13 protein-coding genes are annotated in these 12,312 nt (G+C 66.6%); 5 read left to right on the top strand and 8 right to left on the bottom strand.

The genetic code is table 11. The annotated features are described in order from the left end of the window. Nucleotides 1–282 precede the first annotated feature (282 nt). From ACI38Z_RS08585 to ACI38Z_RS08570, 4 genes are all read right to left on the bottom strand, one after another. Nucleotides 283–633: a PTS lactose/cellobiose transporter subunit IIA gene (locus ACI38Z_RS08585; RefSeq protein WP_439789783.1), complete on the bottom strand. Its 351-nt coding sequence runs from the start codon at nucleotides 631–633 to the stop codon at nucleotides 283–285. 3 nt (nucleotides 634–636) lie between these two features. Then, nucleotides 637–951 (bottom strand): PTS sugar transporter subunit IIB, encoded by a 315-nt coding sequence (locus ACI38Z_RS08580; RefSeq protein WP_439789782.1) that lies wholly within the window; start codon nucleotides 949–951, stop codon nucleotides 637–639. A gap of 132 nt (nucleotides 952–1,083) precedes the next feature. Beyond that, the gene (locus ACI38Z_RS08575; RefSeq protein WP_439789781.1) at nucleotides 1,084–2,580 is read right to left on the bottom strand and encodes a PTS sugar transporter subunit IIC; all 1,497 of its coding nucleotides are present in this window, start codon (nucleotides 2,578–2,580) and stop codon (nucleotides 1,084–1,086) included. Nucleotides 2,581–2,650: 70 nt separating this feature from the next. Continuing rightward, entirely contained in the window at nucleotides 2,651–4,069 is a 1,419-nt protein-coding gene (locus ACI38Z_RS08570) for a glycoside hydrolase family 1 protein (protein WP_439789780.1), read from the bottom strand. Nucleotides 4,070–4,284: 215 nt separating this feature from the next. Here ACI38Z_RS08570 and ACI38Z_RS08565 point away from each other — a divergent pair, with 215 nt between their 5' ends. Further along, on the top strand, nucleotides 4,285–5,010 hold the full coding sequence (locus ACI38Z_RS08565) for a GntR family transcriptional regulator (protein ID WP_439789779.1): 726 nt from the start codon (nucleotides 4,285–4,287) through the stop codon (nucleotides 5,008–5,010). 102 nt (nucleotides 5,011–5,112) lie between these two features. Here ACI38Z_RS08565 and ACI38Z_RS08560 read toward each other — a convergent pair whose 3' ends face one another. Continuing rightward, on the bottom strand, nucleotides 5,113–6,330 hold the full coding sequence (locus tag ACI38Z_RS08560) for a diphosphate--fructose-6-phosphate 1-phosphotransferase (protein ID WP_439789778.1): 1,218 nt from the start codon (nucleotides 6,328–6,330) through the stop codon (nucleotides 5,113–5,115). A gap of 145 nt (nucleotides 6,331–6,475) precedes the next feature. Here ACI38Z_RS08560 and ACI38Z_RS08555 point away from each other — a divergent pair, with 145 nt between their 5' ends. Continuing rightward, nucleotides 6,476–7,045 carry a flavin reductase family protein gene (locus ACI38Z_RS08555; protein ID WP_439789777.1) on the top strand — a complete coding sequence of 190 codons (570 nt, stop codon included), beginning with the start codon at nucleotides 6,476–6,478 and terminating at the stop codon, nucleotides 7,043–7,045. A gap of 24 nt (nucleotides 7,046–7,069) precedes the next feature. On the opposite strand, the gene ACI38Z_RS08550 is transcribed toward ACI38Z_RS08555, so the two are convergent. Genes ACI38Z_RS08550 through ACI38Z_RS08540 form a run of 3 tightly spaced genes read right to left on the bottom strand, consistent with a single transcriptional unit; the run spans nucleotide 7,070 to nucleotide 9,541 of the window. Beyond that, a complete protein-coding gene (locus ACI38Z_RS08550; RefSeq protein WP_439789776.1) occupies nucleotides 7,070–7,615 on the bottom strand; it encodes a flavodoxin family protein in 546 nt (181 codons plus the stop codon). A gap of 13 nt (nucleotides 7,616–7,628) precedes the next feature. Next, nucleotides 7,629–8,414, bottom strand: coding sequence for a DeoR/GlpR family DNA-binding transcription regulator (locus tag ACI38Z_RS08545; protein ID WP_439789775.1), 786 nt, complete (start codon nucleotides 8,412–8,414; stop codon nucleotides 7,629–7,631). Beyond that, the gene (locus tag ACI38Z_RS08540; RefSeq protein WP_439789774.1) at nucleotides 8,414–9,541 is read right to left on the bottom strand and encodes a Gfo/Idh/MocA family protein; all 1,128 of its coding nucleotides are present in this window, start codon (nucleotides 9,539–9,541) and stop codon (nucleotides 8,414–8,416) included. Before ACI38Z_RS08540 ends, ACI38Z_RS08545 begins: the two co-directional genes overlap by 1 nt. Before the next feature lie 199 nt (nucleotides 9,542–9,740). Here ACI38Z_RS08540 and ACI38Z_RS08535 point away from each other — a divergent pair, with 199 nt between their 5' ends. The 3 genes from ACI38Z_RS08535 to ACI38Z_RS08525 all read left to right on the top strand — a co-directional run. Continuing rightward, nucleotides 9,741–10,424 (top strand): alpha/beta hydrolase-fold protein, encoded by a 684-nt coding sequence (locus ACI38Z_RS08535; protein WP_439789773.1) that lies wholly within the window; start codon nucleotides 9,741–9,743, stop codon nucleotides 10,422–10,424. 158 nt (nucleotides 10,425–10,582) lie between these two features. Continuing rightward, nucleotides 10,583–11,152: a GNAT family N-acetyltransferase gene (locus ACI38Z_RS08530; protein ID WP_439789772.1), complete on the top strand. Its 570-nt coding sequence runs from the start codon at nucleotides 10,583–10,585 to the stop codon at nucleotides 11,150–11,152. 251 nt (nucleotides 11,153–11,403) lie between these two features. Next, on the top strand, nucleotides 11,404–12,312 hold a 909-nt coding region (locus ACI38Z_RS08525; protein ID WP_439789771.1), incomplete at its 3' end, for an alpha/beta hydrolase-fold protein.

Here is a 12,312-nt window from a genome sequence, read left to right as displayed (position 1 = left end):
CAGGTAGCGGCCACCCCAGATCTTGTTGTGGAACACCGGCTTCGGGAAGAGGAGCGGCTGCGCCCCCGTGCCCTCGTTCTTCTCCATTGATGGTCCTTTCCGTCACGGGACGCGGCAGGCGCCGGCCCCTGCTTGCTCGATGCTAGCATCCTACGCCACGTCGGCCTCCCCAACGCATTTCCAGATGATCAGGAGAGAAGGACACGGGCGCCCGGTTGGAGGACGCCCGTGTCCGAAGTCTCTTCCTTGTGGGGACGCGACAGGCAGCGCTCGGCGCGGGCGCTACTTCTGCAGGTCCGCGAGCTTCTGGTAGACGTCCACGAGGTCCTCGGCCATGATGCGGACGGTCTCCGCCTGCATCAGCTGGTCCTCGGCGTGCACCAGGAGCAGCGGCACCTTGGTGGAGCCCATCTTCTGGGCGTCCTCCTGCAGGAGTCCCATGTGAACCTTGTGGCCCTCGAGGTAGGTCTGCTTCCCCTCCTCGATGAGGGACTTTGCCGTCTCGAAGTCACCTGCCTTGGCCTTCTGGATCGCGTCGATGAAGTTCGACTTCGCACAACCAACGGTCGAGATGATCTGGAAGCAGGCCTCCTCCATGTCGGGCTCCTGCTGCTCGTCCTTCTCCTCTGCCATGTTCTAGCCCTCCTCGATGGCCTTCTGGGCGTCGGCCAGGATCTTCTTGGCATTCATGCGGCCGTAGTCGGCCATCGCGATAACGCGTACGGGGGTCTTGCCCTCGGCCGCCTCCTTGGCGTCACCCAGAGCGTACTTGATCTGGGGACCGAGCATGAGGACGTCGTAGTCCTTCACGTCGTCCAGCGCGGGACCGAGCGGCTCGGCATCGATCGTGGCGTCGATGCCCTGTGCCTGGGCCTCCTTGCGCATCTTCTGGACGAGCAGGCTCGTGGACATACCGGCGTTGCAGGCAAGCAGGATCTTCATGTCTACCATTTCCTTTCTTGGAACGGCGGGGCCTTCTTCGGCTCCCATATCACACGTTAGGACAAATGGGGGGTGAGGCACCCCGTGACACCGCCACGAGGTGCCTCACAAAGGGGGAATGGGAAGTCGACGTCAGGTGTGCTAGGCGGTCTGAGCCGCAGCCTTTGCATCCGCGTCCTTCTCGGCCTGCTCGGCGAGCTCCATCTGCTTCTTCTGAGCGCGCTCGGAGACCTTCATGAACGGCAGGTAGATGAGCATGCCGAGGGCGAACTCGATGACCTGCCAGATGACGGCCACGACGCCGGCGGTGCCACCGCCAACGGCCAGGAAGCCGGAGATGAAGACCGGGGTCGTCCAGGGAACCATGACGACGCAGGGGGCGAGGATGTGGGCGCAGGTGAGGGCGTAGGTGAGGCCGATGAACAGATCGGGAACGAGGACGAACGGGATCATGAGCGGCAGGTTGTAGACGATCGGGTAGCCGTAGATGACAGGCTCGTTGATGTTGAAGATGCCAGGCAGGACGGCGAGCTTTGCGATGTCCTTGGAGGCCTTGCTCTTGGAGAACAGGAAGGTGTCGGCGAGGAGCATCAGGGTGCAGCCGGAGCCGCCGATGAGGGCGAAGGTGTTGATGATCTGCATGTTCATGTAGTGATCGGCAGGGATGGTCTGGCCGGCGGCGTACATGGCCATGTTCTCGGTGATGAGGATGGTGAGGATAGGCTCAGCAAGGACGCCGGAGATCGTGGACTGGTGGATGCCGAGGCAGAAGAGCAGGTTGGCGAGGGTGTAGACCAGGATGATGAACCAAGGACCGGCGTTCACGAAGCCCTTGAGGGGCGCGGCGATGCAGGTGTTGATGAGCGTCATGAGGTCGGTCGCCCAGATGCCGTGGAGAAGTGCGGCGACGACGCCGAAGATGGTCAGCGTGATGAGCATCGGGAACATGGTGTTGAACGTGTCAGCGACCGCAGGCGGGATGCCCTCGCCGAGGTTCACGCGCAGCTTCTCGTTGTTGGACAGCTTGATGAAGATGGTGGTGGCGACAAGGCCGATGATGATGGCGCCGAACAGGCCGTTGGTGCCGGTGTAGGTCTTGGAGAAGGCGCCGGAGACGTTGTCGGAACCGACGCTGGTGAGCTGGTAGCCCTTGGGGGCGACCTTCTTGGCGACGGTGTCGTAAGAGACGGTCTTGGTCTTGGTGCTGTCAGAGGTGCTGGTGTAGGTGAGCTCGGTGATGTCCGAGATGGTCGCGGTGGTGCTGCTCAGGGTCTGCGGCATCATGATGCAGAGCGCTGCGATGCCAACGACGACGCACGCGATGGCGTTCTTGAAGCGCTTGTTGCGTGCCAGGCAGTAACCGATGATGCCGGCGAGCATGATGGTCGCGACGTTCAGCGTGCCCTGGGTGATCGCGTTGCCCCAGTACTGGGCGTTCGCCAGTGCGTCACCCGTCAGGAACAGCGGGAAGACGACGTTGTTAATCAGGACGGCGATGCCGGCCAGAATGTAGATCGGCATGACCGTGGCAAAGCCATCGCGCAGCGAACGCAGGTGCACCTGGTTGCCGATCTTCGCGGAGACTTCTGAGAACTTGTCTAGGAAGCTCTGCTTCTCCTCTGCTACTTCTTCTGCCATGATTCCTCCTCGCGGGGAAGCTCCCGCATATCCACAGGCACAGGTCGCCTAGCCCGCGCCTTCTTACCAACTAGGACTCGAAGATCGTGTGCGTGGTCGCGACGCGGCGCAGCCAGTCGGCGCTCTTCTTGTAGTGGCGGCTGTAGTTGTCGTCGAGGTTGACCTCCACGAAGCCGTAGCGGTTCTTGAAGGCGTTCGACCAGGACCAGTTGTCGATGACCGCCCAGTAGTGATAGCCGCGGCACTTCGCGCCGTCCTCGATGGCCTTCGCGATCCACTTCAGGTGGTCGCGGACGAACTCGACGCGGTAGTCGTCCTGAATCGTGCCGGACGCGTCCTTGCTCGCGTTCTCGCCCTGGATGCCGATGCCGTTCTCGGAGACGTACCACTCGAGGTCGGGGTAGTTCTCCTTCATGGTCATCGCGAAGTCGTAGATGCCCTTGGGGTAGATCTCCCAGCCGCGGCTCTTGTTCATCACGGCGTCGGGCCACACGTACTCCTCCGCGAACACGGGGTTGCCGTACTGGTCCGTCTTCTTGGAGGGAGCCTGGACCCTTGCCGGGTGGTAGTAGTTGAAGCCGAGCCAGTCGACGGGACCCTGCTTGATGATCTCCGCGTCACCGGGGCGCACACCCAGGTCGATGCCGGCACGATCGAGGTCGTCCAGGATGTCCTGGGGGAAGTCGCCCTTCGTCACGAGGTCGAGCCACCAGCGGTTGTCGACGCCGTCGACCACGTGCACCGCCTCGAGGTCAGCCTCACTCGGGTTCTCCTTGGTGTAGGGTGGGGTGAAGCAGTTAATGAGGCCGATCTTGGCGTCCTTGCGGACGGTGCCCGCGGCCTGCGCGAGCCTGAACTCGTTCACCGCAAGCGAGTGCGCCAGCGAGATGCCGTACTGCACGCGGCGCGCCTCGGCGAAGTCGTGGTGGAACGGGTACCACACGGCGTTGGTGAAGCGCTGCTGCGGCTCCACGATCGGCTCGTTGAACGTGAACCAGTTCTTGATCTCCTGGCCAAACTCGTCGAACGCGGCGCGGGCGTAGTTGGCGTAGGCCTCGATGACCTCGCGGTTCTCCCAACCGCCGCGGTCGAACAGGTAGGCCGGCATGTCAAAGTGGTACAGGTTCACGAAGACGTCGATGCCGGCGTCCTTGAAGGCCGAGAAGAGCGCGTGGTAATAGTCGGCGCCCGCCTGGTTGAGCTTGCCGTTCTTGTCCATGAGGCGGCTCCACTGGATGGAGGTCCTCACGGAGTCGAGGCCGAGGTCCTTGAAGATCTTGATGTCCTCGTCGCGACGGCGCGTGAAGTCGTTGCCGGCGTAGGAGCCCACGAGGTTGTAGAAGCCCGTGATGTCCTCGTTGCTCCAGCGGTCCCAGAGGTTCGGGAGCTTGCCGTATGCCTGCCAGGCACCCTCGGTCTGGGGGCCGGACATGGCCGCGCCCAGGAAGAAGTCCTTCGGAAGCTTGGTGGGCAGCTCTTCTCCGCTCATCTTCACCACTTCCCTTTCGTTCGTCTGCTTGGTCAATGTTTGGAACTTATGACATGTCTTTTTGTGATTCAGTCTATGTCTTCCATAAATCCTACACGACGCCACGTTTTGTGCAAGACCGTTTTTCCGGAACAAGCCGAGCGGTATAAATATGTCCTTGAGCGGTAAAAGACATGTCTTCTGCTATACTTCGCGTAAATGGAAGGGAGCAGGGCATGCTGAAGTACGAAGCGGTGATCGAGGACATCACCGACAAGATCAGGTCGGGCGTCTACAAGCCAAACGACAAGATCCCGACCACGATGGAGCTCTGCGAACAGTACGGCGTGAGCAAGATCACCATCAAGAAGGCCATGAACGAGCTCGAGAACCGCGGGCTCGTGGCGAGGCGGCGCGGGTCCGGCACCTTCATCAAGAGCCTGACTCCGTCGAACCTCCCCACGAACGAGTTCATGAGCAAGTCGGCGCAGATGCAGGGGTTCACGCGGGAGCACGACAACCGCGAGGGCGGCACGGTGAGCTCCGTCGTGTACGAGTTCACCGTTGAGCACCCGGACGCCGAGGTCGCCAAAAAGCTCTCGATCGAGCCGGACGAGTTCGTGTACCGCATCTGCCGCGTGCGCTGCCTTGACGGCGTGCCCCTGGTGATCGAGCACACGTGGATGCCCATCAACCTCATCCCCGACCTGCGGATGAAGAACCTCGAGGGCTCGATCTACGGCTACATAGAGGACACGCTCAAGCTCAAGATCTCGAGCGCCCACCGCGCCATCAGGGCGGTCATCGTCCCCGACGACGAGCTGGAGAAGCTCGACGTGCCAAAGGGCAGCCCCGCCCTCGAGGTAAACCAGGTCGGCTTCCTGGACGATGGCGTCGCCTTCGAGTACTCCGTGTCGCGGCACGTGCGGGACTACACGTTCTTCTCGGTCTCCACGCACTAGGCGAGAAGGGCGAGGGCGGCGGAGGCCCAGGCCGTCCCATAGACGAAGCGACCCCGACGACCGACGGCCTTCGGGGTCGAGTCATATATATTCTGAGCGCCGCTACGCCAGCGGTGGCATCTGCCGGGGAAGGCCGCCGTCGAGCGCGATGGGCTCGGCCGGACCGACGAGCGGGCGCACGTAGCGCTCGAACTCCGCCGTGACACCCATGCCGTCGGCCGCGATCCATGTGCTGGGGACGGGCTTGACCTGGTTGGCGACCTCGCTCACGTCCACGGTGAGGTAGCGCACGGCGTACGGGTCGTCCTGCGTGCGCCGGAGCGAGCACATGACGCCCGTGGCGCCCTCGAGCGCCTCGCGCACGCCCATGCGCCCGAGCTCGAAGGCCTCGTCCAGGTCCGTCTTGCTCGCGCAGTGGCTGCCGCAGCGCTGCAGCGTGGAGAGCTCCACGGCGCGCGTCTTGCAGCCCAGGCGCGCCTTCACGAGCGCCGCGAGGTAGCGGCTCGCACCAGAGAGCTGCGCCAGGTGGCCGAACTCGTCCGTGCCGGTACCGGGCGCGACGGTTCCCTCGGCCACGAGCCGGCCGTCCGGGGTGCGCACCCCCTCCGACGTCGCGACCACGACGGTGTTCTTCTTGGCGAGAAGTGCCTCGATCCTGGCCACGAGCGCGTCGGCCTCGATGGGGACCTCGGGCAGGAGCACGAGGTCCGGGTGGGCGAGGCAGGCCGAGCCCGCGAGCCAGCCGGCGTCGCGGCCCATGATCTCGACGAAGGTGACGCTCTTGAGGTCGTACACGTCCGCGTCGCGCGCGACCTCGCTCACGGCCGTGGCCACGAGGCGGGCGGCGCTGCCGTAGCCGGGCGTGTGGTCGATCTGCACGAGGTCGTTGTCGATGGTCTTGGGCACGCCCACAAAGCGGACGTCGCTCCCCTCCCGGGCGCCGTAGCGCGCGAGCTTGGCGATGGTGTCCATCGAGTCGTTTCCGCCGATGTAGAGCACGGCCGAGACGCCCGCGGCCTCGATGCGCTCGAGCGCGCGGGCGAAGAACTCCGGGTCGGCCTCGGGCTCCGGCAGCTTGAAGCGGCAGCTGCCGAGCCAGCTGGCGGGCGTGTCGCGCAGGAGCCGCAGCGCGTCCTCGTTGGGAACGGCCTGCGCGAGGTCGACCGTGCGGCCGTCGAGGAAGCCCTGGATGCCGAAGCGCATGCCGACGGGATGGACGTTCTTCTCGCCCGCGCCCGCTATGACGCCGGCGAGGCTCGCGTTGATGGCGCAGGTGGGACCGCCCGACTGCCCGACGAGGATGCGCTTCTGCTGGGACATGGCTCTCCTAACGTTGTGGTTGGCACGAGTATAGCGCGGCTGGTGGGGCGGTCGCTCGCCGGCGTCGGGCGTTGGCGCTCGGGGCGAGTGGGTAGAAGCCAGGTAACTGACGACTGCCGCCGAGTGCGGCGAGTTTGGAGGAAGCATGCTGAGGGACGTGAAGGTCGGCCCGTACCTGGCGCCGATGCCGGTGCTCATGATCGCGACGTACAACGACGACGGAAGCGTCGACGTGATGAACATGGCGTGGGGCGGCATCTGCGACACGGACAAGGTGGCGCTCAACATCGGCGCGCGGCACAAGACCTCGAAGAACATCGCCAGGCGCAAGGCGTTCACGATCTCCGTGGCGGACGAGGCGCACGTGCGCGAGGCGGACTACTTTGGCATCGCCTCGGGCAACACCGTGGCGGACAAGTTCGAGCGCAGCGGCCTGACCGCGACGAAGAGCTCGCGCGTGGACGCGCCGGTGATCGGGGAGTTCCCGCTGACGCTCGAGTGCGAGGTCGTGGAGGACGACGAGGCCGTGAGCGGGCACCGCGTGGTCGGCAAGGTCGTGGGCGTGCTGGCGGACGACTCCGTGCTGGACGCGGACGGCAAGCCCGACATCGCGAGGCTGCGCCCGCTGACGTTCGACACGTTCCACAGCGGCTACTACGCGCTGGGCGAGAAGGTCGGCCAGGCGTGGAGCGACGGCGAGGCGCTGGGCGAGTAGGTCCCGCCGCGGGCCGGGCGACCTCTAATGAATGGAGGCGCCCAGCTCGCGGGCCTGCGGCACGTCGGCGAGGGCGGACGCGTCCAGGTCGTCCGTGTGCAGCAGCACGGCGGAGCCCAGGTTGCGCCAGCCCATGCGGAGCATGAGGTAGTCGAAGTGCGCCAGCAGCTGTGCGGGGTGAGCCCCGCCCGCCGCGACCAGCAGCGCGCCCGAGCGGCCGTTGCCGTGGAGCTCGTCCGGGTGGCACTCCGCGAGCGCCCACAGCCGGTCGAACGCGTTCTTGAGCAGGCCGCTGTACGACCAGAAGAAGAGCGGCGTCGCGAGCACCACCACGTCGCAGGCCCGGTACGCAGCGTAGACCTGCGCCATGTCGTCGCGCTGCGTGCAGGGGTGGGCCGGGTCCGCCCCGCCGTGGAGGCAGCCCACACAGCAGTGGATGTCAAGCTTTCGCAGGTCGATCACCTCGACGGAGTTGCCCGCACCGCGCGCGCCGGCGCAGAACGAGTCGATCATCCGCCGGGTAAAGCCACGTGGGCGAGAAGAGCCGTTCAACACCAGTATGCGCGCCATGCTACCTCCCGGGTCAGTCGTCGTCGACAGGCCCATTGTCGCCGATGCCGGCCCCATCCGCCACCACGACTCCCTCGCGGTCGCGCCACTGCGCGGGAACGTCGCCCGCGGTCACGAGCGTGGCGGCCTCGAGCGGCGCATACGTGATGAGGCTCCGCCTGCCCAGCTTGCTGGCGTCTGCCAGCACGTAGGGGCGCGCGCACCGCGCGAGCGCGGCGGACTTGACGGCCGCCTCGCCACGGTCCTGCACCGTGAAGCCTGCCTCTGCCGTGACGCCGTTGGTTCCCCAGAAGCCGAGCGTGAAGTTGTAGCGCGCGATGGCCTCCGTGGTGTCCGGGCCGCTCAGGGCCTTGGTGGCGTCCACAAGCTCGCCGCCCAGCACGATTGTGCGCAGCCCCTTGGCAGCGAGCACGAGCGCCGTCGACACGGAGTTGGTGGCGAAGGCGGCGCGCGTGGGCGCGAGCAGGGACGCGAGCGCCTCGACCGTGGAGCCCGCGTCCAGGTATACGAAGTCATCCGGGCCCACGAGCGTCGCCGCAAGCCGGCAGATCGCGTCCTTCTCGCCCGCGTGGAGACCGTAGCGGTCCGGAAGCGTGAGGTCGCGCGTGAGGTGCGCGCGCTCCAGGGCCATGGCGCCGCCATGCACCTTCACGAGGCGCCGCTCGTGCGCGAGGCGGTCGAGGTCGCGGCGGATGGTCGACTCGGACGTATCAAAGGCCGTGGCGAGGTCGGACACGGCCACGACGCCGCGCTCCCCCACCATGCGCACGATGCGCGCCTGACGGTCGTGGGCGAGCACTAGCGCTCCTCGGGGTAGACGACGCCCCAGCTGCGGCGCACCTCGGTCATCACGTCCATCACGTCGGACGCGTAGTCCAGCAGGGCCGCCTTGTCCGCGTCGCCGGCCACGGCGGACTCGAGGTCGGCCAGCTCGTAGCAGAGCGCGTAGCCCTCCTCGCCGGCGCGGACCTCCTCGCGGCGGCCGTCGGCCGTCCACACGATGGTCGCGTGGTCCGCGCGCGGGTAGTCCATCGCCTCGATGTAGCAGCGGTCGAAGCTGAGGACCGCGCGCTTGGGCTGCTTGGAGTGGAGCGTGAGGCTGATCACTCCCAGCTGGCCGCTCGCGTTGCGGCACACGATGCCGCCGGCCTCGTCCACGCCGGTGGAGGCGAGGTTGCCCAGGCTCACGACCTCGGTGGGCGCGCCGTCCATGAAGAGCCGCATGAGCGACAGCGCGTACACGCCGATGTCGAGCATGGCGCCGCCCGCGAGGTTGATGTTGTAGAAGCGGTTGGTGAGGTCGCCGTACTCCTTGTAGCTGCCAAAGTTGAGCTGCGCCAGGTTCATGCGGCCAAACTCGCCGGCGCGCATGCGGCGCAGGAGCTCCTGGTAGAGCGGCATGTGCAGGATCGTGGTGGCGTCCATCAGCACCACGTGGTGCTGGTGGGCAAGCTCGCGCGCCTCCGCGAGCTCCTCCGAGTTGAGGGTGATGCTCTTCTCGCACAGGACGTGCTTGCCGGCCGCAAGGGCGCCGCGCAGGTAGCGGATGTGCGTGTTGTGCGGCGTCGTGATGTAGACGGCGTCCACGTCCGGGTCCCGGTAGAGCTCGTCGACGCTCGCGTACACGCGCTCGACGCCGTAGCGCTGGGCAAACGCCTCGGCCTTGGAGCGCGTGCGGTTGGCCACGCCGTGGATGCGGCGGCCGGCCAGCGCCATGGACTGCGCCATCTGGTTGGCGATCACGCCGCAGCCGATGACGGCCCACGTGAGCTGCGGTGCCGTGAAGACGTCCGTGGGGAACGGCTTGCCCTGCACGGAGGCGAAGGCCTCGCTCGCCGCCACGGCCGCGTCGCGCGGGCCCGGGGCCGCGCCCTTCTTACCAGCGTTGACCTGCGGCGTTGCTGCCTGCTGCGTTGCGTCCGACATGGCCCCACCCTTCTGGCGCGCGTGCGCGCCTTTGCTCGAAAGTGCTCGTTTTTGCCTTCTGCTGCTTAGTATTGCTCACTTTTGCGCGTTTGCAAGCATTTTCGCGCAAATGGGCGAGAAGAACACCCCCGCGGCCCTACGCCTCGGCCAGCGGCGCTAGCATGGTGGCGGACGGATGCCGCCAACGTTGGGAGGGGCCATGCAGAAGCTCGACGCATCGGGAACCGACGTGTTCCTCTGGACGCCGGAGCCGGCAGGCGGAACGGAGCTTCCCGTCGTCTACCTGCATGAGTTCAAGGGCGACGGTCGCGACGTGTGGGAGGCGTGCCAGGCGCTTGGCTGCCCGCCGTTCGCGCTCGCCGTCATACCCGCGCCCAACTGGGACGACGCGCTCAGCCCCTGGCCCGCGCCGCCCACGTTCAAGGGCGCGCAGCCCTACGCGGGCGAGGCCGCGGCGCAGCTCGAGCTCCTCACCAGCCACGTGATGCCCGCCGTCGAGGAGGCGCTCCGGCCGGCGCGGCCGTCCCTCTCCGCGCTCGCGGGCTACTCCCTTGCGGGTCTCTTTGCGGCGTGGGCGCCGTTCGTGACGGACGCGTTCCCGCGCGTGGCAAGCGTTTCGGGCTCGCTCTGGTACCCGGACTTCGCGGAGTTCGCCCGCACGCACGAGCCGGCCTCAGCCCTGGAGCGCGCGTACTTCTCCGTGGGCGACCGCGAGGCCAAGACCCGCAACGCCTACCTGCGCACGGTGGAGGACCGCACGCGCGAGGTCGAGCGCACGCTCGCGGCGCGCGGCGTCCAGACCACCTTCGAGCTCAACCCCGGCAACCACTTCACCGACGAGCCGGGGCGCACGGCCCGGGGCATCGCCTGGCTGCTCTCCTGAGGCTGGCTGCCCTCGCGGCAACCCCGCCCTCGCAATCTTGGGCAAGCCGTGCGGCCCGTGTTAAATCCCGTTTGCGCGGGGCCGTGCCGCGGCCGCGCCTTCAGGCAGCTGCTAGACTCTTCCCACCACATCGCGCACCGGGAAGGAAGAGGCAAGCCTTGACCACCAACACCAGCAGCGCGCCCCTCGTGAGGCCAGCCACGCCGGCGGACGCCGACGCCGTCATCGCGTTCTACGACGACCTGATCGACGAGATCGGCAGCCTCCCCACGGCGCCCAACTGGGAGAAGGGCGTCTATCCCACCCACGACTACCTGCGCGAGTGCATCGCGGCAGGCGAGTTCTTCGTGGCGGAGCTGCCGGATGCGCTGGGCGAGAAGGACACCCGCCGCCTCGCGGGCGCCTGCCTGCTGCGCCTGGGCCAGGACGAGGAGTACGACCGCATCCCCTGGAAGGTAGACGCAAGGCCCAACCAGATCCTGGTCGTGCACCTGATCGCGAGCGCCACCTGGGCGGCAGGCCGCGGCGTCGGCCGCGCCCTCCTGGACCACGCCTGTAGCGAGGCGCGCCGCCGTGGCTGCACCGTCGTGCGCCTGGACACACTCACCACCAACACGCCGGCCCAGCACCTCTACGAGCGCTACGGCTTTGACCGGCTGGGCAATTTCGACCTCACCTACCCCACCACGGGCACCATGCCGCTCGTGATCTACGAGCTCGGGGTCTAGGCACGGGTCGCCCGATCGTGCGACTCGTGCAGTTCCGCTGCTCGCGTGGTCCCAAAGCCCGGCATTCCGGAACCAACGGCGTCCCAGCGTCGCGAAGGCCCCCGCGGCGCCGCAATAACCCCTCAGATATGCACGTCTTCCTGCGGAATGTTACAATTCACCCAGGCAATTACCCGTCGGCGGGCATTTTTGTACCATCTGCCGACACGTCGCCTTAAATGAATGTGTACTCGATAGGAGGACATCCACATATGAAGCGAGAAGTCATCACCCTCAAGAGCAAGGCCCTGGGCAAGGACGCCCACGTCATCGTCTACGGCGAGAAGGGCTACCCCATCGTCGCGTTCCAGACCCAGGACAAGAAGGCGACCGAGCTCGAGGACGAGGGCATGGTCGACACCCTTGCCGAGTACCTTGACGGCGGAAAGGTCCAGCTCTTCTCGGTCGACAACTTCGACGAGGACAGCTGGTCCAAGCTCGACGGCGACAACGCCGAGCGCGCCCAGCGCCAGGAGGCCTACTTCCGCTTCGTAACGGACGAGCTGCTGCCCCGCGTGCACGAGGTCAACGGCTCCAACCTGCGCCCGATCGCGTTTGGCTGCTCCATGGGCGCCGTCCACGCCGCGATCGCGCTGTTCCGCCGCCCGGACCTGTTCCAGGGCTGCATGGCGCTCTCCGGCATCTACCACTCCGGCTACTTCTTTGGCGACTGGATGGACTCCACGCTGTACGACAACGACCTGCTGGCCTTCCTGCCCAACATGCCTGAGGACCACCCCTACGTGCAGACCTACCGCAACCGCTCGATCCTGTTCTGCTGCGGCCAGGGCGAGGGCGAGGAGTTCGCGCGTGACGAGCGCCTGGTGGGCGAGCAGCTCACGCGCCTGGGCGTGGACCACTGGTGCGACTACTGGGGCGCGGACGTCACGCACGACTGGTACTGGTGGAAGAAGCAGATGACCTACTTCCTGCCCTTCGTCCTGGAGGACGTGCAGAAGGAGGTCGCGAAGGAGCCCGTCGCGCCGTACGTGGCACCGGCGAAGCCTGCCAAGCCCGCAGCCAAGGCAAAGGCTGCCGAGAAGGTCGCGGCTCCCAAGGCAGCGGCAAAGCCTGCTGCCGCGGCAAAGCCCGCGAAGCCGGCTGCCAAGCCCGCCGCGAAG

The sequence above is a fragment of the Parafannyhessea sp. genome (assembly GCF_051876455.1).
In the GTDB taxonomy this organism is placed as follows: domain Bacteria; phylum Actinomycetota; class Coriobacteriia; order Coriobacteriales; family Atopobiaceae; genus Parafannyhessea.
This window is presented reverse-complemented; position numbering and strand designations above follow the sequence as displayed.